Origin of the sequence: Actinomadura sediminis, assembly GCF_042675525.1 — a bacterium.
GTDB lineage: Bacteria > Actinomycetota > Actinomycetes > Streptosporangiales > Streptosporangiaceae > Spirillospora > Spirillospora sediminis.
This window is the reverse complement of sequence record NZ_JBHTJA010000001.1, coordinates 274,643-296,831: the sequence shown is the minus strand read 5'-3', so window position 1 is coordinate 296,831 and position 22,189 is coordinate 274,643. Positions and strand designations below refer to the sequence as shown.

Below are 22,189 nucleotides of genomic sequence, written 5' to 3'. Positions count from 1 at the left end.
GGGTTCGTGCGGTCCACCGCCCGCGGCCGGCCCGCCGCGGGTCAGGACGCCTTCGACGGGCCCAGCTTCTCGACGATCAGCCGGTACAGCTGGCGGGGGCGGCCCGGCTGGGGCGTGCGGTTGGGCGGGAGCGGCCACGCCAGGCCCTCCTCGACGAGGGTGCGCAGCAGGCGGCGGGCGGTGCGCGGGGTGACGCCGAGCATGCGGCCCGCGCTCTCCGCGTCGACGATCAGCGGCTGGTCCTGGTCGCCGAGCTTGTCGGCGAGCCGGGCCAGGATCTCCAGGCCCTTCGGCTTCGCCTGCGGCTGCGACCGCGGCGGGGTGCGCGGCGCCGGGACGAGCGCGCGGCCGTCCCGGTCCAGCGCGAAGCCCTGCGACCGCTGCGAGCTCTGCGAGCGCGCCAGCGCCGCGCGGGCGTGGTTCTCCGCCTCGTGCGCGGTGCGCCCCATCCCGATGCCGACCTCGATCGCGAGGCCGAGCTCCTCCCGGACGCGCTCCACGAACGGCGGCGTCCGGAACCCCTCGGTGGAGGAGGTCACCGAGCCGCGCGTCGCGATGACGAGGTAGCTGTGGTCGTCCAGCGGCCACACCGACGCGTTCATACGGTGCGCCTCCTGCAGCAGGACGCGGTGCAGCGCCAGCTTCAGCTCGTCCCGCCAGTAGCGGGGCGTGACGCGGCGGGGCGTCTCGCGCAGCGTCGGGACGTCCACGAGGACGACGACGAGCTGCGACTCCTCGAGCCGGTGGTGCGCGCCGAGCAGCGCCGCCGTCTGCAGGGAGCTGCGGATCGCCGCGCCCGTCGGGCGCACCCGGATCGTCGGGACGCCCGCCATCTCCATCCGCTCGGCCGTCGCGTGCACGCACGTCATCGCCACGGTCGTCGCGCCGCGCCGCCACAGCCGCTCGTGGAACGCCGCGAGCGTCCCCGGGCCGGCCGACTCCTCGCGCAGGTGCACCTGCTCGGTGCCGAGGCTGATCTCCGCGTACGCCTCCTCGACCTCCGCGCGGCCCAGCACGTCGATGCTGACCCGCGCCGGGTCGAAGCGCTCGTCGAGGGCCGCCCGCAGCAGCGCGCCCTGCAGGGCGGCGCCGTTCAGCGGGACGTACGTCGCGGGCATCGTCAGCACGCCGGCCTTGCGGGCGAAGTCGTACGGGACGGGACTGGCGAACAGGCACACGTCCACCCCCGCCCCCAGCCGCACGACCTTGTCGGCCGCCTCCTGTTCGTCTCGGTATGCCGCGGCCACCAGCCGGCTCGGCACCGGCGTGGGGCCGTGGCCCATCAGCATGACCCGTTCGACCAGGTCATGGGGGCCCACGACGCCGATCGTGAGATCGGGCGTGGCCGATCCCGTTCGTGCGGCCGTCATCGATGTTCGCTCGCTTCCGGTCCATCCTCTCGGCGGGGGGCCCGCCCCGGCCATGCGTTCACGCACGTTCCGCCCAACGGTCGACTCATGTCCTCTTGCCCTGCTTCAGACTCGGCACCGCAGACCCCCGCGCGATTCGCTCCTCGCTCCCTCGTTGCCCTCTTGGGCTGATCGGGCCGGGACGACGCCGTGTGACGCCCAGACGCGAAATCGAATCAAGAGTGCGGCGAAAAAGTAACCTACGCGACCCCCTAGTCAGTAATTTGTCACCATTCGGCCAGCCATGATCCTGCATCTTCGGGTGTCCGAAGTTCAAACACAAGACCCGAAAACACGACGGGTCACCCGCTGTGACGCGGTCCCCCACTCAGGAGACCCCTGCGCCCGGCGATCGGTTTACGCACTGGCCGAAATGCGGACGTCGCGACGCCGGGCCGCCCGGAAAGACGACGGATCCGGCTCGGCGCGCGCGGCGCTCACCCGCAGTGATTTTTTGCCGCGTTACGGTCCGTCCCATCCGGACCGTTCCAGCGCCTATTTCCCCAGCGAGAGGGCGTGTCTGACGTCCGAAACTCGCGGTGACGAGAAACGTCACGTGATCGCCCGGTGACCGAGAGGTGATCGCTTTCGGCGCGGTGCGTGACAACTCACGTCAGAGTCCACGCCGAAGTTGGTCAGGACGAACCCGAATGGCGGCACCAAACCGCCCACTCGTATCGAGAAGTCCCGTGCGGGCCGCCGCGTCCCGTCCGGAGGTACGGGACGCGGGCGCCCGATCGAGCTGAGCGCCGAACCCGCGTGCGCCGAACCCGCGTGCGCCGAACCGGCGCTCGGCCGCACGCGCCGCACGCGCCGCACGTCCGTCCGGTCCGCAACGCGGAACACCCCCGCGCTCACCGCCGGTCGTGCGGCGGTGACCACGGGGGTGTTCCGCTGTGCGGCCCTCGGGTCGGCGGTGGGCCGGGCGGCCCGGCCGGGAAGGTCAGGAGACTTCGCGGACGATGTCCGCGCCGAGCTGCGACAGCCGCTCGGCGGTGTGCGCGTGGCCCCGGTCGAGGTAGTAGGCCGACGTGATCGTCGTCTCGCCCTCGGCGGCGAGGCCCGCCAGGACGAGCGCGCTGCCGCAGCGCAGGTCGTGCGCCTCGACCTCGGCGCCGCGCAGCCCGCGCGGCCCGTTGACCTTCGCGCGGTTGCCGTCGACGTCGATGTCGGCGCCCATCTTCCCCAGCTCGTCGGCGAGCTTGAACCGGCCGTCGAAGATGCGCTCGTAGATGTAGGACGGGCCGTCGGCGAGGCACGACAGCGCCATGATCGGCGACTGGAGGTCGGTCGCGAAGCCCGGGTACTCGTCGGTGATGACGTTGATCGGCCGCAGCGTGCGCTCCCGCCGGACCTGGAGCACCGCGCCCTGCTGGTGGAACTCGACGCCCATCTGCTCGAGCTTGTCGGCGGCGACGCCGAGGTGCTCGAGGGTGGCGCCGACGAGGTTCAGCTCGCCGCCGGTGATCGCCGCGGCCATCACGAAGACGCCGGCGTCGATGCGGTCGGGCATCACGGTGTGCTCGACGGCGGTCAGCTCGTCGACGCCCTCGACGGTGATGAACCCGGTGCCGCCGCCGCTGATCTTGGCGCCCATCGCCTGCAGGATCGCGATGTTGTCCAGGACCTCGGGCTCCAGCGCGGCGTTCTTGATCAGTGTGGTGCCCTGCGCGAGCGCCGCCGCCATGATCAGGTTCTCGGTGCCGGTGTGCGACGGCGTGTCGCAGTACAGGGTGCCGCCGCGCAGGTCGCCGGCCTTGATGTGGATGACGCCGTCGCCGTCGTCGCCGACGTTCTCGGTGACGGTCGCGCCCATCCGCTTGAAGCCGTTGTAGTGGAAGTCGAGGTTGCGGGACCCGAGGTTGCAGCCGCCGACGCCCTCGATGACGGCCTCGCCGAGCCGGTGCAGCAGCGCGGGCACGAACAGGAAAGAGCCCCGGAAGCGGGACGCGATGTCGGCGGGCAGCACGGGGCTGCTGAGCGACGAGGCGTCGATGACGAGGGTGCGCTCGGTCTCGTGGAGTTCGGCGCGGGCGCCGATCGCGCGGGCCAGCTCGACGGCGCGGCGGACGTCCTCGATGATCGGCACGTTGCGCAGCACGGTCCGCCCCTTGGCGGCCATGAGCGAGGCACCGATCATCGGCAGGACGGCGTTCTTGGCGCCCTGGACGAAGACGGTGCCGTGCAGCTGCCGGCCGCCGCGCACACGGTAACGAACGTCGTGGCCCATGCTCATGCCGCGATACTCCTTTGGATGCGGAAATCCTGCCGAATCGTGTGGGACCGCCTGGGCCGTGCGCGCCGAACGGCGTCCCCTCTGCGTCTGCCGCGACGCGTCCCCAGTAAACCACCGTGCCGAGGGTGCGGTGCCCGGAGCGACGTCCACGGAGCGGTTCGCTCGTTGAGATGCCCATCGGACGGAAAAAGTTCGCTCTCCCATCTCGGCGGCACAACCGCCGCTATGGTGATCAATATGGACGAATCGCCAGGATGGGATGCGATCGACGCCGCGCTGCGCGATGTTTACGGGGACGCCCGGCCCCTGCACTGGGGGACGATCCACAAGTGGGCCCTCGGCGGCCCCGACCCGCTCGACGGCATCAGCGTCTACCCGCGCTCCGAGCCCGTCCCGCACTGGCATTTCGTGTCGTACGGCATGAGCGAGCTGTACGAGAAGACGTCGTCGAACCCGGACGAGTCCGGCTGGGGGTTCGAGTTCACGTTCCGGCTCGTGCGGCACCCGTCCGAGGAGAAACCCCCGGTCTGGGCGGCGAACATGCTGCAAAATCTGGGCCGGTACGTGTTCAATTCCGGCAACTGGTTCGAGCCGGGCCACCACATGAACGTGAACGGTCCCATCGCCACGGACCGGGACGACTCCGACATCCGCGCGATCGCGTTCGTCCTCGACCCCGAACTGGGCGAGATCGGCACGCCGCACGGGTCGCTCCAGTTCCTGCAGGTCGTCGGCCTCGCGACCGAGGAGTACGAGGCCGTCCGGCAGTGGAACGCCGAAGCGTTCATGGACGTGCTCGGCCCGCACCTGCCGCTGTTCGTCACCGACCTCGACCGCCGCTCCCTGCTGGCCGACCCCGCGATCCGGCGCGCCGTCCGCGCGGGCGTCGAGCGGGACGGCTCCAGCAGCGGCACGCAGCTCGTCTCGACCGCCCACTGGGACCGGACCCCGGACGGCACCACGATCAAGCTCGGCGCCCTGCAGGCCCCCGCGATCGCCGACGCGCTGCGCGGCCGCCTCCCGTTCGGCCGCGAACTGACCCTGCAGACCCCCGACACGCTCCTGACGTTCGCGCCCGCCGACGCGTTCGCGATCGAGGAGCCCGGCGAGGGCCGGCTCGTCCTGCACGTCCCGTCCGCCGCGCTGGACGACGTCCTCGCGACCCTGGAGCCGACGGCCGCCCGCAGGCCCGTGCCGTCCCTCCCGGGGCTCACGGTGGAGATCGTCCCGACGGTGATGAAGGACCAGTACGGCAACGAGACGGGCGAAGTGATCGGCTGACCCGGGTGCGGCGGCGTCCGGTCAGCGGCTCTCGACGATCTCCACGGGGTCGCCGACCGCCAGCGTGCCCACGGTGCGCGGAACGCAGTTCTGGCCGAACAGCAGACCGCCGTCCCCGGCCCGGTAGGACGCGAGCGTCCGCAGCGGCTCCCGGCCCCGCTCGCCCGTCTCCTGATCCGTCGTCGTGATCACGCAGCGGGTGCACGGCTTGATCGCCTCGATCACCGTCCCGCCGATCCGCAGCAGCCGCGCGCCGTCCTCGGCGAACGCCCCGAGCCCCTCGATCACCAGACTCGGCCGGAAACGGTTCATCGGCAGCGGCCCGGCCATCCGCGCGTTCAGGTCGGCCAGCGACTCCGCGGAGACCAGCAGCAGCGGATACCCGTCCGCGAACCGCACGACCCCGCCGCCGCGCCGCGTCTCCCGCCGGCCCGTGAACCGGACGAGCCGGCACTCGCGCCCGAGCAGATCGGCGAACCACGCGGCGGCCTCGTCGCCCTGGTCGATCCCCCGGCACTCCGTCCGGTGCACGAGCACCTCGCGCGGCTCGCCGTCGTCCCCGTCGCCGCTCAGCGCCTTGTGGACGAGCGGCGCCGCGCCCGGCGCCGTCACCGTGAGGACCTCGCCGTCGTACGAGGGCCGCATCAGCGCCATCGCCGCCGTGTCCCGCTGCGTCAGCGACCGGCCCTCCGGGCCGACGAGCATGAACTCGCGGTCGTACCGCAGGCCCGCCGGCAGCAGCTCGGCGGTGCGCAGCGCGGTGCCGCCGCCGCTCTTGACGGGGTAGACGTTGATCTCGGTGAGCGTGGCCGGCACGGCGCCTCCGGTCGGTTCGGTCAGGTGAGGTCGGCGAGACGGTCGAACACGGGCCCGAGCCGCTCGACGAACCGTTCGGGGCGGCACACCTCGTCCAGCCGCCCCTCGTCGAGGGAGAGCCCGGCCTCGGCCGCGTGCCGGCGCAGCGTCTCGCGGAACGGCACCCCGGTCTCCCAGGTCTCCATGGCGGCCTTCTGCACCAGCGGGTACGCCTCGTCGTCGCGGGACATCCCGGCCTCGACCAGCTCCAGCAGGACCGTCGACGTGTAGATCAGCCCGCCGGTCGACTCGAGGTTCTCGGTCATCCGCGCCTCGTCCACCACCAGGCCCGACATGAGACGGTTCGTCAGGTTCAGCATGTAGTCCAGCGCGATGGACGCGTCCGGCAGCGCGATCCGCTCGGTCGACGAGTGCGAGATGTCCCGCTCGTGCCACAGCGGGATGCCCTCCAGCACCGGGACGATCTGCGCCCGCACGATCCGCGCCATCCCCGCGAGCCGCTCGGAGATGATCGGGTTCTTCTTGTGCGGCATCGCCGACGAGCCCTTCTGGCCCTTGCCGAACGGCTCCCACAGCTCCCGCACCTCGGTGCGCTGCCCGTGCCGCACCTCCAGCGCGATCGCCTCGCACACCGTCGCCATGATCGCGAGCGCCGACACCCACTCGCTGATGCCGTCCCGAATGACGACCTGCGTCGACACGTCCGCGCTCTTGAGCCCCAGCTCCCGCGCCACGTGCGCCTCGACCGCGGGGTCGATGTTCGAGTACGTCCCGACCGCCCCGGAGATCGCCATCACGCCCACCGACTCCCGAGCCCGGCGCAGCCGGTCCCGGGACCGCGCCATCGCGAACGCGAAGTCCGCGACCCGGTGGCCCCAGACGTCCGGCTCCCCGTGGATCCCGTGCGTCCGGCCCACCCGGAGCGTCCCCCGGTGCGCCAGCGCGTGGTCCCGCAGCGTCGCGACCAGCGCGTCCGCCTTCGCCAGCAGGATGTCGGTCGCCTCGACGAGTTGCAGCGCCAGCGCCGTGTCCAGCAGGTCGGACGACGTCATGCCGAAGTGCACGTACCGCGCGGCCTCGCGCGGCTCGGTGTTGTCCGCCCACGCCGACAGGAACGCGATCACGTCGTGCTGGGTGACCGCCTCGATCTCGTGCACGGCCTCCGGCGTCGGCGGCGGCGCCTTGCGCACCGGCTCCACCACCTCCGGCGGGATCGTGCCGGCCGCGGCGTGGGCCTCGACGACGAGGACCTCCACCTTGCACCACAGCTCGTACTTGTGCGCGTCCGACCAGACGCGCCCCATCTCCGGAAGCGTGTACCTCTCGATCACCTGCTTATTATGCGTTGCCCTCGGTGTCAGGCCGCCAGGCGGCCTTCCTTCAACGGGCCTTGCTGCGATTGCTGCATCGCTCCGACTCGCCCAGGGGCTCACGTGCTTATTGCAAGCCCCTCGGCGTCAGGCCCTAGGGGGCCTTCCTTCAACGGGCCTTGCTGCGATTGCTGCATCGCTCCGACTCGCCCAGGGGCTCGCTGCGCGATCAAGTTCTCGCAGGCTCGAACTTGCCTTCGGACGCAATCGCAGTGGTTCAGCTAGGTGCTTTCGAGGTGGGGGGCGGAGGTCATGAGCCCCCTTCGGGGGCCATGCCCGTGTAATCATGTAATCACTGCACGCCCTCGGCCGCCGTGCGGGCGATGTCGGTGCGGTGGTGCGAGCCGCGCAGCGCGATCTTCCCGACCGCCTCGTACGCGGCCGCGCGGGCCGCCGCGAGGTCCGCGCCGGTCCCGACGACGCTGAGGACGCGGCCGCCGCTCGCCACGAGCCGTCCGGAGTCGAAGTCGAGGCTCGTGCCCGCGTGCAGGACGTACGCGCCGTCCACCGCGTCCGCCTCCGCGAGCCCCGTGATCGCGTCGCCCTTCACCGGCGACGCCGGGTAGTTCTCGGCCGCCACGACGACCGTCACCGCGGCGCCCGGACGCCATTCGGGCCGCAGGTCCGGGTCGAGGCCGCCGATCGCGCACGCCTGCAGGAGCGTCGCGACCGGGGTGGCGAGCCGGTCCAGGACGACCTGGGTCTCGGGGTCGCCGAACCGCGCGTTGAACTCGACCACGCGGACGCCCCGGGACGTCAGCGCGAGGCCCGCGTACAGGGTGCCCACGTAGGGCGTCTCCCGGCGGCGCAGCTCGTCCAGCGTGGGCTGCACGACCGTGGACATGACCTCGTCGACCAGGCCCTCGGGCGCCCACGGGAGGGGCGTGTAGGCGCCCATGCCCCCCGTGTTCGGGCCCGCGTCGCCGTCGAGGGCGCGCTTGAAGTCCTGGGCGGGCAGCAGGGGGACGGCGTGCCGGCCGTCGCACAGCGCGAACAGCGACACCTCCGGGCCGTCCAGGAACTCCTCGATCACGACCCGCTCGCACGCCTCGGCGTGCGCGAGGGCGGCGTCGCGGTCCTCGGTCACCACGACGCCCTTGCCCGCCGCGAGCCCGTCGTCCTTCACCACGTACGGCGGCCCGAACGCGTCGAGGGCCTCCTCCGCCTCCGCGCGGGACGCGCAGACGCGCGCGTCCGCCGTCGGCACCCCGGCCGCCGCCATGATCTCCTTGGCGAACGCCTTCGACCCCTCGATGCGGGCCGCCTCCCGATCCGGGCCGAAGCACGGGACGCCCGCCGCGCGCAGCGCGTCCCCGACGCCCGCCACCAGGGGCGCCTCGGGTCCGATCACCACCAGTTCGGCCCGCAGCCGCGCGGCGAGCCCGGTCACCGCCGCGGGGTCGGCCGGATCGAGCTGGTGATTGTCCGCGATCTCCGCCGTGCCGGGATTGCCCGGGGCGCAATGGAGGGCGGTGACGGCAGGGTCGCGGTGCAGGGCGCGGGCGAGCGCATGCTCGCGGCCACCCGATCCAAGGACGAGTACTCGCACGTCACGCGAGCTTACAGATCCCGTGCCCGCGGGGCGGTTCGTCCGATGAGTCCGCCGTCACACCCGCGGCCGTGAACTTCCGCGAAGCCCACGTCGTCCTAACGATCGGCTGGTACGCTGCGATAGGCCTTGACAGACCCGGGTCGCGGTATGTCCGGAAGGAGGTGGTCGGGATGAGTCCTGGTGATACTTGCAGTACGCCGGAGAACCCTCACAGTCCGAGGACCGTCCATCCGTCCGCCTCCATCTGGCGTCCGGCCACCGCAGCGCGCTCCCTGTAGGTCGAGCGCGCGATGCGCGCGTGGCCGGCGGGTTAGGAGCACCTCATGGCCATGACGCGAGTCCGTCCCCCCCGCGCGCTCTTCAAGCCGCGCCGTCCGCAGGACGCGCGGCGGCAGGGCCCGCCCCGGGGCTCCGCCGTCATCGACTGGGCCGCCTACATCGACGGCCACCGCGTGTGCACCGACACCGTCGGGGACGCCGTCCGCCTCATCCGCGACGGCCGCCTCACCCCCGAGGGCGACAGCGCCGGATTCGTCTGGGTCGGGCTGCACGAGCCGTCCGCGAGCGAACTGTCCGACCTCGCCGAGGTGTTCGGGCTGCACCCGCTCGCCGTCGAGGACGCCATCCACGCCCACCAGCGCCCGAAGCACGAACGCTACGACGACGTCCACTTCGTCGTGATGAAGACCGTCGGCTACGTCCCGGGCGAGGACGGCTCCGAGGTCGTCGAGACCGGCGAGATCATGATCTTCTGCGGGCCCGACTTCGTCGTCACCGTCCGGCACGGCACCCACGGCGAGCTCGCGCCCGTCCGCACCCGCCTCGAGCGCGACCCGGCCCGCCTCGTGCACGGCCCCGCCGCCGTCCTGCACGCCGTCACCGACCACGTCGTCGACGGGTACGTGAACGTCGCCGACGCCGTCCAGGAGGACATCGACGAGGTCGAGGAGGCCGTCTTCTCCCCCGAGCGGACGGACGAGTCGCGCCGCATCTACCGGCTCAAGCGCGAGGTCATCCAGCTCAAGCGGGCCGTCGGCCCGCTCGCGGGCCCGCTGCGCAGCCTGTCCGGCCGCCGGTTCGTCCCCGCGGAGATCAAGGAGTACCTGCGCGACGTCGAGGACCACCTCACCCGCGTCCGCGAGCAGGTCGAGTCCTACGACGAGCTGCTGAACCCGATCCTGCAGGCGCACATGACGCAGGTGACGGTCGCCGACAACAAGGACATGCGCAAGATCTCCGCCTGGGGCGCGATCTTCATGGTGCCCACCGCCATCGCGGGCATCTACGGCATGAACTTCGACTTCATGCCCGAGACGAACTGGCGCTACGGCTACTTCATGATCCTCGGCGTCATCGGCGCCGCCTGCCTGTCCCTCTACCGCGGCTTCCGCCGCAACGGCTGGCTCTGACCCGGGCGAGCCGCGATCGCCGCCGCCGTTCGCCGAACGCCGCGCACCGCGGCCGGGTCCCCGTCGGGTCCAGCAGGAGCACGCGGACCGACGCGCCCATCGTGTGCGCCTCGGTCCGCTCCACGCGGCGGCGGGCGCATCACACGGAACGGCTCGCGCGGGGTCCGTCGAGGTTCCACGAGACGATCCGGGTGGGAGTGATCCTGATGATTCCGCGGGACATGCCCGGCCGGAGCGGCTCCTGGTCGGTCGACGCCACCGCGGTGCCCCGGATCTCGATGCCCCGGGGCGCCCACGGGTCGATCGTCTCCAGGTCGTCCACGACGAACGCGACCGTGCTGCCCTGCTGGATGTTCCGGAACTTCTTCGACGTCTCCAGCGCGCCGCCGCGGATGGACACGACGCCGGTGTCGGCGTCGACCCGGAAGTTGGTCGGGTTGTTCTGCACCTGCCCTTCGGGGGAGACGGTGGCGAGCCGTCCGATGTGCTGCGTGGCCAGGTAGTCGAGTTCCGCCCGAGTAAAGATCATGAGCCGTATTCTGCCCCGCCGGTCCGGGTCACAGTGCGGTCAGGAACTCCCGGACGGCATCGGCGAAGGCCGCCGGGTCGTCGTCGTGCGCCCAGTGGCCGCAGCCGTGGAGTTCGCGCAGGACGGTCCCGGGCCGGCGTTCGGCCATCGCGCGGGCCATCGCCGTGGGGAGCACGAAGCTCTCCAGGCCGTGGATCAGCAGGGCGGGGCACGACGATCCCAGCCAGTCGGCCCACCAGTCGCCGACGAGCGCCTCCTGCGACGCCACCATGTCGTCGTGGTCGAACAGCAGGCCCCACCCGTCCGGGCGCTCGACCGCGCTCTCGAGGAAGTACCCGGCGTCCGGGACGCCCCGCGCCTCGATGGCGCGGCGCAGTTCGCCGAGGGTCGCGGCCCGGCGCGGCCAGCCGCGGACGTCCAGGACGGGGTGCGGCACCTCGGGCGGCCGGTTGTACGCCCCGCCCTCCTCGACCACCAGCGCCCGGACGAGCCCGGGGTGCCGGGCGGCGAGCCGGAACGCGACGACCCCGCCCATCGAGTGGCCGAGCACGAACACCGGCCCGAGCCCGAGCCCCCGCACGAACGCGGCGGCGTCCTCGACGTACTCGTCCGGGACGAGGGGGCCGCGGTCGCTGTGCCCGTGCCCCCGCTGTTCGAGGGCGATCACCCGGTGGCGGGGCGCCAGCCGCGCGGCGAGCGGCGCGAAGCACCGGGCGCGCCCGAAGTGCCCGTGCAGCGCGAGGACCGGCGTCCCCCCGTCCGGGCCGCCGTCCAGCCAGGCCAGCCGCAGCCCCCGGACGGACGCGTACCGCTCGATCACCGTGTTCTCCGTTCGTCGTGTCAGGAAGTGCGAGGTCCTCGGCTATCGTCGGGGCGCGGTTCCGGCGAGGGTCCGCGCCAGGTCGGTGATCGTGTCCGCGCGCGGCTGGAGCGTCGCCGTGGTCGGCGCGTCCGCGTAGGTCGTGATCAGGACGTCGCCGGAGATCTCCCAGGCGGGGACGCGATCGGCGAGCATCGCCTCGCGCAGCTCGTCCGTGAGCAGGCGCGAGACCTCGCGCTCCCCGGGCCCGCGGACCAGGAACCTCTTGTCGAAGGCGGCGTCGCCGGTGCCGGCGCCGCGCACCGGCATGAAGGCGCCCCCGAGTCTCGTGCGCCGGACGACGTCCACGTCCGGGAATCCGGGATCGAGCAGCAGGAAGTAGCGGGTCAGGTCGCGGACCGATGAGGTGTCGTTCCCGGCCGAGCTCTCGCTCCACCGATGCCAGACCAGCCACAGGGCGTACGGCTGCTCCGTGGTGATCGCGAGCCTGGCCACCCGGGACCGCGCCGCCTCCGCCACCGGGCCCGGCGTCGACTCGTCGACCGCCGCCGGGCGCCACCCGTACTCGGCCGCGTGCTCGCGGAGCCGGTCCCGCCGCCGCTGCTGGAGCACCGTCTGCCAGGCGATGCCGACCCCCACCAGGAGCGTGAAGCCGATGACCGATCCGTTGAAGAGGGTCAGGCCCTCCGTCCAGATCGCCGGGGACGCGAGACGCCCGGGTGCGCCGAGTTTTGCGATCATGACTGTTTTGGACGCGGCCGCGGACCGGCCGGTTCGCCGCGGGCGACCGCCGGGGCGGATGCCCCGGCACGCGGCGTCCCCGATGCGGGCCGGAGTCGGAGCTCAGAACGTGCCGAAGACCCAGCCGATCGCCTGCCGCTGGAGTTCCTCCGCGATGACGGAGTTCCCCCCTGGCGGGGGCACGGTGCTCGCCGGGACGGGGGCGGCGTACGACACCGTCGGATGGGTCGGGGACTCGGGATCGGACGGGTCGGCGAGCGCGCCGCCGAATCGCAGGTCCCCGGCGAACCACAGCACCCCGTAGCCGTCAGTCAAGGACGCCCACGTGTGGTGCTGGAGCCGGGTCTTCAGCACCGCGGCCACGTTCTCGTTCGGGTCCAGCAGGAATACGTGGACCGTCGCGCCCATCGCGTGCGCCTCGATCTGTTCCACGCGGCACGGCCATACCTGCCACGGCTCGCGGGCGAGGATCGGTGCGAGTTCGCTCGCCTCCGGCCCCGTCAACGCCCCGGACGAATGCCGGTGGTTGCGCTCCATCAGCCAGACGAAGACGGAGAACGCGGGCATGACGGCACTCGTCGCGACGACGGCGGGATCCCTGAACTCCCAAGCGAGGAACCCCGCCATCCCCACCGTCATGACCGCGCCGAGCACGATCAGGAAGCGGCGCATCCTGCGTGCGTACTCCATGGGCGGGCGGATCTGCGCGAGGACGGAGGGGGTGGTGGTCGCGGCCGGTTCGGGGGAGACCGCGTAGCCGAATCGCCTGGCGAGCATCGAAGCCTCCCACGAGGGACCGCCGTACGGATCCACTGATCATCCTCTACAGGACGATCGGTCCCGGCAACGGACGCGGCTGGCAAGAAGGGGACAACCGGGCCGCGCCCGCGGCGCCGCGATCGCTCGGTTCGCCAGGGGCAACCGCCGGAGGCGGATCGGGATAGAGGAGGGTGTCAGCACTCCCCCGAAGTGGAGGACACCCCCATGAAGGGATACCCCGGCCCATGGCCATGGTGAGCCCCGCGAGGGACGGACGGGACGACGCGCGGATCGTCGCGGCGTCCCTCGACGATGCCGAGGCGTTCGGCGAGCTGTTCCGCCGGTACGGGCCCCGGATCCACGCGTACGTCCGGCGGCGGCTCGGGCCCGTCCTCGCCGACGACCTCCTGTCGGAGACGTTCGCGATCGCGTTCCGGCAGCGCGAGCGGTTCGACGGGCGCGCCGACTTCGGCGCCTGGCTGTGGGGCATCGCGAGCAACCTGATCGCCCGGCACCACCGGCAGGAGACGCGGATGTACCGGGCGTACGCCCGGACCGGCGTCGACCCGGCGGAGGACGGCGTCGCCGACCGGGCGAGCGAGCGCGCCACGGCCGCCGCGCTCGGGCCGTCCATGGCGAAGGCGCTCGCGGGGCTCACCGTGCAGGAACGCGGTCCCCTGCTGCTGCTGGCGTGGGGCGAGATGTCGTACTCGGAGATCGCCGCGGCGCTCGACCTGCCGCTCGGCACCGTGAAGGCACGCATTCACCGGGCCCGCAAGAAGCTTCGCAAGGCCCTCCCGGAGGAGGAGAACGATGGATGAGATCGACGCCCTGCGCGGGATGAGGACGACGCTTGCGGAGGAGGAGCCGCCGGAGGCGCTCGCCACGCGCATCGACTGGCGGAACGACCGGCGGAGCGCGCCGCCGAAGCGCGAACGCCGCCGCCCCCGCTTCGCGCTCCCGCTGGTGAGCGTGGTCGCGGCCGGTGCGGCGGCCGTGGCGGCCGTGGCGCTCGTCCCGGACGGCGGCGACGGCGGGGAGGTCCGCGCGGCGCCGGGGAACGTGCTGCTGGCCGCCGCCGAGAACGCGGAGAAGGCCCCGACCGCGAGGTTCTGGCACACCGAGACGGTGACGGGGGACGTCTTCGCGGTCGGGAAGAGCGCGAAGAACCACTACAAGGTGGATTCGCGGCAGCGCGTCGTCAACTGGGTCGGCCCGGACGGGAAGGGCACCTCGACGAACGTGGACGTCCCGGACCGTCCGCTGACGATGACGGACGCGCAGAAGTGGCAGGCGGCCGGATCGCCCGGGAAGGTCGAGGTGCCCGATCCCGAGGGCGGGCCCCGCAACATCCTGTACCTGAACGAGACGATCAACGGGCCGTCGATGCCGCTCGACGGCGAGTACCACGGGCTGTCGGCGGAGGAGATCCGGGCGCTGCCCACCGAGCCGGAGGCGTTGAAGGAGGCCCTGCGGGGGCTGAAGGGCCGCTGGCACGCGTACACGTCCGACGAGACCGGGGAGGAGCCCATCCGGGCGCTGGAGGGCGAGGCGGAGACCCGGGCGCTGAGCGAGGTGGCGGGCACGCTGCTGTCGACGGCCCCCACCCCGCCGAAGGTGCGGGCCGCGGCGTTCCGGATGCTCGCCACCCTGCCGGGCGTCCGGGCCGGAGGGCAGGCGACCGACCGGATGGGCCGCACCGGGGTCGCGGTGACGCTGCCGCTGAAGACGATCACGCCGCTCGGCATCTACACCGCCCCGAAGCGGCTCGGCACCTACACGCGGCAGTGGATCGTCGACCCCGGCGAGGGCGCCCTGCTGGAGATCCGGGACCTGGTGGCGACCCCGCCCAAGGGCAGCCGGGCGATTCCGCCGGGGGACGACGGGAAGCCGCGCAGCATCGAGGCGGCGAACATGCCCGACCGCTTCCACAAGCCCGGCGAACTGGCGGGATACCAGCTTTTCGCGGTCGCGGAATGGACGAACGACAAGCCGAAGTGACCGACAAGCCGAAGTGACCGACAAGCCGAAGTGACCGGCTAGCCCGCGCCGCCCGCGTTCTCGTCGAGGACGCGGGCGGCGACGTCCGGGTAGTCGGTGACGATCGCGTCCGCGCCGTACTTCGCGAACCGGGTCATGTCCTCCGGGTCGTTGACCGTCCAGACGGCGACGGCGAGGCCCGCGTCGTGGGCGTCGTCCACGAGGCCCGGCGTGGTGATCGTGTGCTCGGGGGACAGGACGGTCGCGCCGGCGGCCGCCGCGGACGCGACCGGGTCGCGGGCGGGGAGCCCGGCGAGCCACGGGCTGTCCGGGACGAGCGTCTTGCGTTCGACGAGCGCGACCCGCCCGAACTCGCGGGGGGTTGCGGTGAGGACGCGCCAGTCGAAGGCGAGCAGGCGGCTGCGGGCGGTGAGCCCGGCGGCGTCCAGGACGTCCGTGACGGCCGCGACGAACCGGGCCACGAGCGGGCCGGGCCAGGACGGGTCGGTCTTGAGCTCCACGGCCGGTGCGACGCCGGACGGCGCGAGCAGCGCGCAGACCTCGGCGAGCGTCGGGATCCGCGTGCCGGGGACGGGCCGCTGCGTGCCGGCGAACGCGTCGCCCGCCCGGCGGGTGCCCGCGTCGAGGGTGCGGAGCTGCGCGAGGGTGAGGTCGCGGACGGCCTTCCCCACGTAGGGGAAGGCGGGGTCGTCCGGGTGCGCGGGGGCGGTGTCGGCGAGCGTCACCGGCGACAGGACCTGGTCGTGGCCGAGGACGACCACGCCGTCGGCCGACAGGCCCACGTCGAGTTCGACGGCGTCGACGCCGAGGTCCAGCGCGTGCGCGAAGCCGGGCAGGGTGTTCTCCGGCAGGAGGCCGCGCGCGCCGCGGTGGCCGTGCAGCTCGACGGAACGTGTCACGGAGGGCAACCGTACCCGCCGAGCCGCAACGGCCGGTTACGGGCGTCAGACAAGCGGGCGGAGCTGGAGCGTCTGGTCGCGGCCGGGGCCGACGCCGATCGCGGAGATCTGCGCGCCCGACATCTCCTCCAGGGCCCGGACGTACGCCTGCGCGTTCTTCGGGAGGTCCTCGAACGTCTTGGCGCCGGTGATGTCCTCGCGCCAGCCGTCCAGGTACTCCAGGATCGGCTTGGCGTGGTGGAAGTCGGTCTGCGTGGTGGGCAGCTCGTCCACGCGCTCGCCGTCGACGTCGTAGGCGACGCAGACGGGGACGCGGTCGAGCCCCGACAGGACGTCCAGCTTGGTGAGGAAGTAGTCGGTGACGCCGTTGACGCGGGTGGCGTACCGGGCGATGACGGCGTCGAACCAGCCGCAGCGGCGGTCGCGCCCGGTGGTGACGCCGTACTCGCCGCCGGTCTTGCGGAGGTACTCGCCCTGCTCGTCGAGCAGCTCGGTGGGGAACGGCCCGGAGCCGACGCGGGTGGTGTAGGCCTTCAGGATGCCGATCACCCGGTTGATCTTCGTGGGGCCGACGCCGGAGCCCGCGCAGGCGCCGCCCGCCGTCGGGGACGACGACGTCACGAACGGGTACGTGCCGTGGTCGATGTCGAGGAGCGTGCCCTGCGCGCCCTCGAGCAGCACGACCTTGCCGTCGTCCAGGGCCTTGTTCAGGACGAGCGTGGTGTCGGTGACGAACGGGCGGAGCCGCTCCCCGTACGCGACGTACTCCTGGACGATCGGGCCGGTGTCGATGCGGCGCCGGTTGTAGACCTTCGTGAGGACCTGGTTCTTCTCGCGCAGCGCGAGGTCGAGCTTCTGCGTGAGGATGTTCGGGTCGAACAGGTCCTGCACGCGGATGCCCATCCGGTTGATCTTGTCGGCGTAGGCGGGGCCGATGCCGCGCCCGGTGGTGCCGATGCGGGCCTTGCCGAGGTAGCGCTCGGTGACCTTGTCGAGGGCCCGGTGGTGGGGCATGATCAGGTGCGCGTTGCCGGAGATCAGCAGGCGTTCGCAGCTCACGCCGCGGTCGCGCAGGCCGTCGATCTCCTCCAGCAGGACGGCGGGGTCGATCACGACGCCGTTGCCGATCACGGGCACGACGTCGGGGGAGAGCACCCCCGAGGGCAGCAGGTGCAGTGCGTAGCTCTTGTCACCGATGACCACGGTGTGGCCCGCGTTGTTGCCGCCCTGGTAGCGGACGACGTAGTCGACGTCTCCGCCCAGCAGGTCGGTGGCCTTGCCCTTCCCTTCGTCTCCCCACTGAGCCCCGACCAGAACGATCGCCGGCATGCCGATTCACCCTCTCCCACGACGAAAGGCCCCTGAATCGCAAGCGCGAAAGGGGCCTCTTGCGGTCAGATCGTACCCGCATGCGGCCACCGGGAAAACCCCGGGGCCGGCCGAGAGGCAGGTCAGCGGCCCCGGGTGGACGCGCGGCGGGGCCAGTGGTGGTCGGCGAACAGCCGCGCGACCAGGTCGCCGCGGCTGGACGCCCCGGTCTTCCCAAAGATCGCTTTGACGTGGTCGCGGACGGTGTGCGGGGAGATGACGAGCTCGGCGGCGATGTCTCCCGTGGACAGTCCCCGCGCGATCAGCTCGGTGATCTCCAGTTCGCGCACCGACAGGCCGTAGGCGTCCGCGATCAGCGGCGCGAGGTCCGTTCCGGCGGCGGGCGCGACGACGACGGCGGTGGGGCCGGGCGCGCCGCCGGGGCCCGCGGTGCAGGTCGCGTGGCAGACGAGCCACCGGCCGTCGCGGGTGCGGACCCGGACGCGCGCGTCCGCCCGGTCGCGCCCGGACGCGACGGCCCGCGCCTGCGCGGCGGTCCCGACCAGCCAGATCGGCAGCGGCGGCCCGAGCGGGGACGGCGCGGACGGTCCGGCGGGCACGCGCGCGAGGTGGTGGCGGGCCTCGTCGTTGATCGAGAGCGGGGCCCCGGACGGGTCGAACAGCACGACTCCCGGCCCCGGTTCGTCCGGGGCCGCGGGGCGCCCGGGGGCGGGGGCGGCGAGGGCGCGCAGGCGGTCGGCCAGCGGGGCGGACAGGTTCGCGACGAGCGCCACCTCGGCGGGGCCGAACGGGGCGCGGCCCTTCTCGCGGAAGAGGCTGACGACGCCCCACGGGCGCCCGCCGGCCCGGAGGACGGCGCGCAGTTCGTCCCCGACGCCCTGCCGGGCGAGGAGCTTGCGGAACTGGACGCTGCGGGCGGGCAGGTCTCCGGTGGCGGCGCGCAGCGCGGCGGCGGGGACGGCGGCGCGGGCGAGGTCCCGGTACGGGATGACGCTCTCCTCCAGCAGCGCGGTCTCCCAGTAGGCGAAGCAGTCCTCACCGCGGCCGAGGTTCTCCACCAGCATGGGCGCCGTGACGAGCCCGGTGCCGGGGTCGGTGACCGACCAGGCCGCGGCCTGGAAGCCGACGAGCCGGCGGAGCCGGGCGGACGCGCCGCCGAACAGGGCGGCCGCGTCCGGGGCGCGCCCGGCGGCGTCCAGCAGGTCCCGCGTGGCGCGTCGCTCGTCCATGCGGCCAGTGTGCCCGGCGGCGGCGACGGCGGTACCCCCTCGAACGGGGGATCGCGGCCCGGCCGGGTCCCCGGGGCCGGGGGATGGGACGGGCGCGGCGCGGCGGCGAGGCTCGGGGCATGGACATCGCGATCATCGGGGCGGGAGCGGCGGCCGTCGCGCTGCTGGACTCCCTCGACCCCGCCGCCGTGGAGGCCGTCACCGTCTACGACCCGGCGCCGCTGCCCTGGCGCGGCCGCCCCTACGGACCCGACCTGGAGTCGGTGCGGGTCAACGTGCCGCCCGAGATCATGTCGATCCGGGCCGCCGACCCGCGGCACTACGGGACGTGGCTCGGCGGGACGAGCGAGTACGACGACCCCTGGCTCGGCCGTCCGGTGCCGCCGCGCGCCGTGTACGGGCGGTACCTGGAGGACACGGCGGCCGCGGCCCTCGCCCGGTTCGCCCGGACGGAGGTGCTGCGGGAGGCCGTGACCGGCCTGTCGCTCGGGGGCCCGGGCGAACGGATCGTGGTCGAGACCGCGGCCGGGCGCCGCCCGGCGGACGCAGCGGTCGTGTGCGTGGGCGGCGGGACGCCCCCGGACCTGTACGGCCTCGCGGGCGCGCCCGGGTTCGTCCTCGACCCGTACCCGCTGGAACGGACGCTCGCGGACGTCCCCCCGGACCGGGACGTCGCCGTCATCGGCGCCGGGCTCACCGCCGTGGACGTCGTCGTGTCACTGGCGGCGCGCGGGCACACCGGGAGGATCGGCCTCGTGTCCCGGAGCGGGACGCTGCCGCACGTCTGGCAGCGCCCGATGCGGACGGACGTGCGGTACCTCACGCCCGACCACCTGCGCACCCTCGCCGGCCCGCTCACCCTCGACGGGCTCGAGGACCTCGTCCGCAAGGAACTGGCCGACGCCGGCGACAGCTGGGAGGACGTCACCGCGCTGATCGCCCGGTCGATGACGGGGGACCCGGCGGCGACCCTGCGCGAGCAGTTCGCCCTCATGGACTCGCCGCTGCCGGGCCGCCGCATCGTCCGCATGGCCACGCACACCGCCGGGCCGGTGGCGTGGCGGCGGCTCGCGGAGCCCGACCGGCGGCGGCTGCGCGCGCACGCCCGCGCGATCACGGTCCAGGCGTCCCCGATGGTGCCCCGCAACGCCGCCGTCCTGCTCGATCTGCTCGACGCCGGGACGCTGGAGATCCTGTCCGGGGCCGGTGAGATCACGGCGGCGGCGGGCCGGTTCCGGGTCGGGCACGCGGCCGGGGTCCGCGCCGCCGACGCGGTGATCAACGCCGTGAACCCGTCCGCCCACGCGGTTCCGGGGACGGCCGCACCGCTCGTGTCGTCCCTGCTGGCGCAGGGCGCGGCCCGGCACCCGGACGGCGGCCTCACCGTCGATCCGGGCACCGGGCGGCTCGTCGTCGGCGGCCGCCCCGACCCGCGCGTGCTGGTCGCGGGCGACCTGGCGGGCGACGGCCCGTTCCTGACGACGTCGATCCCGGGCGTCGCCGCGCTCGCGGCGCGGGCCGCGGGCGCGCTCGTCAGCCCCCGTTGAGGGCGTCGGCGGCCGCGGCGCTGCTGTCGCGCAGGAACGTCTTGCAGCGCTCGGCCTCGTCGTCCTCGCCGATCGCGGCGGCGGCGCGGCCGAGGGCGTGCAGGGCGCGCAGGAACCCGCGGTTGGGCTCGTGCTCCCACGGGATGGGCCCGTGGCCCTTCCAGCCCACGCGGCGGAGCTGGTCGAGGCCCCGGTGGTAGCCGGTGCGGGCGAACGCGTACGAGTCGATCACGCTGCCCTTGGCGAAGGCGCGATCGGCCAGTTCGGCCCAGGCGCCCGGGTGATCCGGGTGGCGCGCGGCGACCTCGAACGGGTCGACACCGTTCTCCAGGGCAGTGCGGGCCTCGGTGTTGTCCGGGAGTTCGGCCGGAGGCGGGCCGCCGAGCAGGTTCTGGGTCATGCGGGTCATCGTAAATGGCCGCTACCTGTGCGAATCAACCCGGGCGCCCGGGAAGCGGGAGCTCGAAACGGGCCAGCCCGTCGCGGTACGCCGGACGCGCGTCCGGCCACACGCTGTGCAGGGCCAGCAGCGCCTCCCGGTTGTCCGGCAGGACGTCCGCGCCGAACGCGCGGACGCCGCGCCGCCCGGCGAGCTGCGCCAGGAACCGCACCAGGGCGGTGGCGACGCCGCGCCGCCGCCACGGGTCGCCCACCAGGACGGAGACGTCGGCGAGCCCGGGGCGGTCCGTGTCCCTGGCGTACTCGGCGATGCCGACCATCTCGCCGTCCAGGAGGGCGACGAGCGCGTCCCGGTCCCAGTGGTCGAGACCGTTCATGATCGTGACGTAGTGGTCGGGGATGCGGGGCGTGCCCGTGAAGAACCGCTTGTAGAGGCCGGCGGCGGAAAGGCGGGCCGACATCGCGCGCAGCAGCGCGCCGTCGGCCGTCCCGTACGGACGTATGCGGAGGCCGTCCAGGGGACCCGGGTGCGCGACGTTGCGCACAGCGAGTTGCGTCATGAAACCCATTGGAGCGCATGTGGGTTTCATGACGCAACCCTATGGGGGAGGCGGTGCGGTGAACGGACGGTGCCGGCCGGACGGGCGCGGCGCGCGTCACGCCCGCCGGGCGGGGCGGGCGCCGAACTCCTCGGCGAGGAAGTCCTCCCAGGTCCGGCCCCCGAAGTCGGCGCCGTCCAGGGACAGGTTGTCCCCGGCCCGGTACGCGCGCCCGGCCTTGCCGGGCAGCCGGACCGGCAGGATCGGCCGCCGCTTGCCGGTCGCCCGCAGGTAGTCGCGGGCCAGCGCCGTCATGTCGTACACCCGCGGGCCCACGAGGTCCGCGACCATGCCCGCGGGCTCGCCCAGCGCCAGCTCGGCGAGGCGCTCGGCGACGTCCCGCGCGTCCACCGGCTGCCACCGCGCGCCGCGCAGCGCGGGCATCACCGGCGACTTCGCCATGCCCCGCAGCGCGTTCAGCATGAAGGAGTGGAACTGGGCCGCGCGCAGCGTCGTCCACGGGACCCCCGACTCCGCGACGATCCGCTCGGCGGCGTACTTCTGCCGGAAGTACCCGAGCGGCAGCGCGTCCGCGGCGGTCACCGAGATGTACACCAGGTGCCGCACCCCGGCCGCCTTCGCGGCCCGCACCAGGTTCCGCGCCGCGTCGTCGTCGCCCTTGCGGCCGCCCGCCAGGTGGACGACGACCTCCACGCCCTCGACCGCGCGGTCCACGCCCTCGTCCTTCACCAGGTCGCCGGTGACGAACTCGACGCCGTCCTGCGGCTCGCGGGCGCCGCGGGTGAGCACCCGCACCGGACGTCCGGCGTCGCGCAGCAGCGGGACGAACAGCCGGCCCAGGGCGCCCGTGCCTCCGGTGACCAGGATGGGTGACGTCATGGCTCCTCCTACCGTGTGGATTCGCCTGAACGACGGGGGCCCGCCGCGGAATGTGACATCGCGGCGGGAGGACTTCGGCGGCGGGAGGACCTCGGCGGCACGAAGCGGGGCCGCCGGGACGTCCCGGCGGCCCCGCTTCGCGGCGGGCGCCTAGCGTTTCTCCTTCGCCCGTCCGCTGAGACCTTCGGCGACGCCGATCAGGAGCACGGACGCGATCACCGCGACGACGAACCCGAGCACGTTCAGCTCCCAGATGCTGCCGGTGCCCAGCATGTTGGCGATGGTGCCCCCGATCACGGACCCCACCAGCCCCAGCAGGAGCGTCGCGATGATCCCCAGGCGCTGCTTTCCGGGCTTGATCAGCCGCGCCAGCGCCCCGATGATCAGTCCCGCGACGATGAAGCCGATCATGGAGTCGTCCCCT

The 22,189-nt window shown here is 73.4% G+C and carries 21 protein-coding genes; 5 read left to right on the top strand and 16 right to left on the bottom strand.

Features of this window, described 5'->3' with window-relative positions:
• Positions 1-41: 41 nt before the first annotated feature.
• On the bottom strand, positions 42-1,304 hold the full coding sequence (locus tag ACFQ11_RS01420) for a transcriptional regulator (RefSeq protein ID WP_378295911.1): 1,263 nt from the start codon (positions 1,302-1,304) through the stop codon (positions 42-44).
• Positions 1,305-2,352: 1,048 nt separating this feature from the next.
• The gene (gene murA / locus ACFQ11_RS01415) at positions 2,353-3,639 is read right to left on the bottom strand and encodes a UDP-N-acetylglucosamine 1-carboxyvinyltransferase (RefSeq protein ID WP_378295910.1); all 1,287 of its coding nucleotides are present in this window, start codon (positions 3,637-3,639) and stop codon (positions 2,353-2,355) included.
• Between the two features lie 243 nt (positions 3,640-3,882).
• Here murA and ACFQ11_RS01410 point away from each other — a divergent pair, with 243 nt between their 5' ends.
• The gene (locus ACFQ11_RS01410) at positions 3,883-4,926 is read left to right on the top strand and encodes a suppressor of fused domain protein (RefSeq protein ID WP_378295847.1); all 1,044 of its coding nucleotides are present in this window, start codon (positions 3,883-3,885) and stop codon (positions 4,924-4,926) included.
• Positions 4,927-4,947: 21 nt separating this feature from the next.
• Here ACFQ11_RS01410 and ACFQ11_RS01405 read toward each other — a convergent pair whose 3' ends face one another.
• The 3 genes from ACFQ11_RS01405 to purD all read right to left on the bottom strand — a co-directional run bounded on the left by ACFQ11_RS01405 (position 4,948) and on the right by purD (position 8,661).
• Positions 4,948-5,742, bottom strand: coding sequence for an MOSC domain-containing protein (locus tag ACFQ11_RS01405; protein WP_378295846.1), 795 nt, complete (start codon positions 5,740-5,742; stop codon positions 4,948-4,950).
• 20 nt (positions 5,743-5,762) lie between these two features.
• A complete protein-coding gene (gene purB, locus ACFQ11_RS01400) occupies positions 5,763-7,073 on the bottom strand; it encodes an adenylosuccinate lyase (RefSeq protein WP_378295845.1) in 1,311 nt (436 codons plus the stop codon).
• Between the two features lie 331 nt (positions 7,074-7,404).
• Positions 7,405-8,661, bottom strand: a complete 1,257-nt coding sequence (gene purD, locus ACFQ11_RS01395; RefSeq protein ID WP_378295844.1) for a phosphoribosylamine--glycine ligase — start codon at positions 8,659-8,661, stop codon at positions 7,405-7,407.
• Positions 8,662-8,987: 326 nt separating this feature from the next.
• Between purD and corA the strand changes: the two genes are divergently transcribed.
• On the top strand, positions 8,988-10,073 hold the full coding sequence (corA, locus tag ACFQ11_RS01390; protein ID WP_378295843.1) for a magnesium/cobalt transporter CorA: 1,086 nt from the start codon (positions 8,988-8,990) through the stop codon (positions 10,071-10,073).
• Between the two features lie 139 nt (positions 10,074-10,212).
• On the opposite strand, the gene ACFQ11_RS01385 is transcribed toward corA, so the two are convergent.
• The 4 genes from ACFQ11_RS01385 to ACFQ11_RS01370 all read right to left on the bottom strand — a co-directional run bounded on the left by ACFQ11_RS01385 (position 10,213) and on the right by ACFQ11_RS01370 (position 12,940).
• Positions 10,213-10,602 carry a PPOX class F420-dependent oxidoreductase gene (locus ACFQ11_RS01385; RefSeq protein ID WP_378295842.1) on the bottom strand — a complete coding sequence of 130 codons (390 nt, stop codon included), beginning with the start codon at positions 10,600-10,602 and terminating at the stop codon, positions 10,213-10,215.
• 28 nt (positions 10,603-10,630) lie between these two features.
• Positions 10,631-11,422 (bottom strand): alpha/beta fold hydrolase, encoded by a 792-nt coding sequence (locus ACFQ11_RS01380; protein WP_378295841.1) that lies wholly within the window; start codon positions 11,420-11,422, stop codon positions 10,631-10,633.
• Between the two features lie 42 nt (positions 11,423-11,464).
• Positions 11,465-12,163 (bottom strand): hypothetical protein, encoded by a 699-nt coding sequence (locus tag ACFQ11_RS01375; RefSeq protein WP_378295840.1) that lies wholly within the window; start codon positions 12,161-12,163, stop codon positions 11,465-11,467.
• Between the two features lie 102 nt (positions 12,164-12,265).
• Positions 12,266-12,940: a hypothetical protein gene (locus ACFQ11_RS01370; protein WP_378295839.1), complete on the bottom strand. Its 675-nt coding sequence runs from the start codon at positions 12,938-12,940 to the stop codon at positions 12,266-12,268.
• Between the two features lie 227 nt (positions 12,941-13,167).
• On the opposite strand from ACFQ11_RS01370, the gene ACFQ11_RS01365 reads away from it, so the two are divergent.
• Entirely contained in the window at positions 13,168-13,743 is a 576-nt protein-coding gene (locus ACFQ11_RS01365; RefSeq protein WP_378295838.1) for an RNA polymerase sigma factor, read from the top strand.
• Positions 13,736-14,923, top strand: a complete 1,188-nt coding sequence (locus ACFQ11_RS01360) for a CU044_5270 family protein (protein ID WP_378295837.1) — start codon at positions 13,736-13,738, stop codon at positions 14,921-14,923. The genes ACFQ11_RS01365 and ACFQ11_RS01360 overlap by 8 nt, the downstream gene beginning before the upstream one ends.
• 38 nt (positions 14,924-14,961) lie before the next feature.
• Here the strand turns inward: ACFQ11_RS01360 and ACFQ11_RS01355 are convergent, their stop codons facing one another.
• The 3 genes from ACFQ11_RS01355 to ACFQ11_RS01345 form a co-directional block, all read right to left on the bottom strand.
• Positions 14,962-15,822: a glycerophosphodiester phosphodiesterase family protein gene (locus ACFQ11_RS01355; protein ID WP_378295836.1), complete on the bottom strand. Its 861-nt coding sequence runs from the start codon at positions 15,820-15,822 to the stop codon at positions 14,962-14,964.
• A 45-nt stretch (positions 15,823-15,867) separates the two neighbouring features.
• Entirely contained in the window at positions 15,868-17,151 is a 1,284-nt protein-coding gene (locus ACFQ11_RS01350) for an adenylosuccinate synthase (protein WP_378295835.1), read from the bottom strand.
• A gap of 122 nt (positions 17,152-17,273) precedes the next feature.
• Positions 17,274-18,380, bottom strand: a complete 1,107-nt coding sequence (locus ACFQ11_RS01345) for a LuxR C-terminal-related transcriptional regulator (protein ID WP_378295834.1) — start codon at positions 18,378-18,380, stop codon at positions 17,274-17,276.
• A gap of 119 nt (positions 18,381-18,499) precedes the next feature.
• Between ACFQ11_RS01345 and ACFQ11_RS01340 the strand changes: the two genes are divergently transcribed.
• Positions 18,500-19,927, top strand: a complete 1,428-nt coding sequence (locus ACFQ11_RS01340; RefSeq protein WP_378295832.1) for an FAD/NAD(P)-binding protein — start codon at positions 18,500-18,502, stop codon at positions 19,925-19,927.
• Here the strand turns inward: ACFQ11_RS01340 and ACFQ11_RS01335 are convergent.
• The 4 genes from ACFQ11_RS01335 to ACFQ11_RS01320 all read right to left on the bottom strand — a co-directional run bounded on the left by ACFQ11_RS01335 (position 19,914) and on the right by ACFQ11_RS01320 (position 22,176).
• The gene (locus ACFQ11_RS01335) at positions 19,914-20,336 is read right to left on the bottom strand and encodes a DUF3151 domain-containing protein (RefSeq protein ID WP_378295831.1); all 423 of its coding nucleotides are present in this window, start codon (positions 20,334-20,336) and stop codon (positions 19,914-19,916) included. The genes ACFQ11_RS01340 and ACFQ11_RS01335 overlap by 14 nt on opposite strands.
• Positions 20,337-20,361: 25 nt before the next feature.
• Positions 20,362-20,886, bottom strand: coding sequence for a GNAT family N-acetyltransferase (locus ACFQ11_RS01330; RefSeq protein WP_378295830.1), 525 nt, complete (start codon positions 20,884-20,886; stop codon positions 20,362-20,364).
• A gap of 96 nt (positions 20,887-20,982) precedes the next feature.
• A complete protein-coding gene (locus ACFQ11_RS01325; RefSeq protein ID WP_378295829.1) occupies positions 20,983-21,765 on the bottom strand; it encodes an SDR family oxidoreductase in 783 nt (260 codons plus the stop codon).
• Positions 21,766-21,915: 150 nt separating this feature from the next.
• Positions 21,916-22,176, bottom strand: a complete 261-nt coding sequence (locus ACFQ11_RS01320; protein WP_378295828.1) for a GlsB/YeaQ/YmgE family stress response membrane protein — start codon at positions 22,174-22,176, stop codon at positions 21,916-21,918.
• Between the last annotated feature and the right edge of the window lie 13 nt (positions 22,177-22,189).

Excerpts from the sequence above, each read along its gene's own strand:
- ACFQ11_RS01320 (WP_378295828.1), bottom strand. The coding sequence starts at position 22,176 with ATGATCGGCTTCATCGTCGCGGGACTGATCATCGGGGCGCTGGCGCGG.
- murA (WP_378295910.1), bottom strand. The coding sequence starts at position 3,639 with ATGGGCCACGACGTTCGTTACCGTGTGCGCGGCGGCCGGCAGCTGCAC.
- ACFQ11_RS01335 (WP_378295831.1), bottom strand. The coding sequence starts at position 20,336 with ATGACCCGCATGACCCAGAACCTGCTCGGCGGCCCGCCTCCGGCCGAA.
- ACFQ11_RS01375 (WP_378295840.1), bottom strand. The coding sequence starts at position 12,163 with ATGATCGCAAAACTCGGCGCACCCGGGCGTCTCGCGTCCCCGGCGATC.
- ACFQ11_RS01330 (WP_378295830.1), bottom strand. The coding sequence starts at position 20,886 with ATGACGCAACTCGCTGTGCGCAACGTCGCGCACCCGGGTCCCCTGGAC.
- ACFQ11_RS01365 (WP_378295838.1), top strand. The coding sequence starts at position 13,168 with ATGGCCATGGTGAGCCCCGCGAGGGACGGACGGGACGACGCGCGGATC.
- ACFQ11_RS01410 (WP_378295847.1), top strand. The coding sequence starts at position 3,883 with ATGGACGAATCGCCAGGATGGGATGCGATCGACGCCGCGCTGCGCGAT.
- corA (WP_378295843.1), top strand. The coding sequence starts at position 8,988 with ATGGCCATGACGCGAGTCCGTCCCCCCCGCGCGCTCTTCAAGCCGCGC.
- ACFQ11_RS01350 (WP_378295835.1), bottom strand. The coding sequence starts at position 17,151 with ATGCCGGCGATCGTTCTGGTCGGGGCTCAGTGGGGAGACGAAGGGAAG.
- ACFQ11_RS01385 (WP_378295842.1), bottom strand. The coding sequence starts at position 10,602 with ATGATCTTTACTCGGGCGGAACTCGACTACCTGGCCACGCAGCACATC.
- ACFQ11_RS01360 (WP_378295837.1), top strand. The coding sequence starts at position 13,736 with ATGGATGAGATCGACGCCCTGCGCGGGATGAGGACGACGCTTGCGGAG.
- ACFQ11_RS01370 (WP_378295839.1), bottom strand. The coding sequence starts at position 12,940 with ATGCTCGCCAGGCGATTCGGCTACGCGGTCTCCCCCGAACCGGCCGCG.
- ACFQ11_RS01345 (WP_378295834.1), bottom strand. The coding sequence starts at position 18,380 with ATGGACGAGCGACGCGCCACGCGGGACCTGCTGGACGCCGCCGGGCGC.
- ACFQ11_RS01340 (WP_378295832.1), top strand. The coding sequence starts at position 18,500 with ATGGACATCGCGATCATCGGGGCGGGAGCGGCGGCCGTCGCGCTGCTG.
- ACFQ11_RS01325 (WP_378295829.1), bottom strand. The coding sequence starts at position 21,765 with ATGACGTCACCCATCCTGGTCACCGGAGGCACGGGCGCCCTGGGCCGG.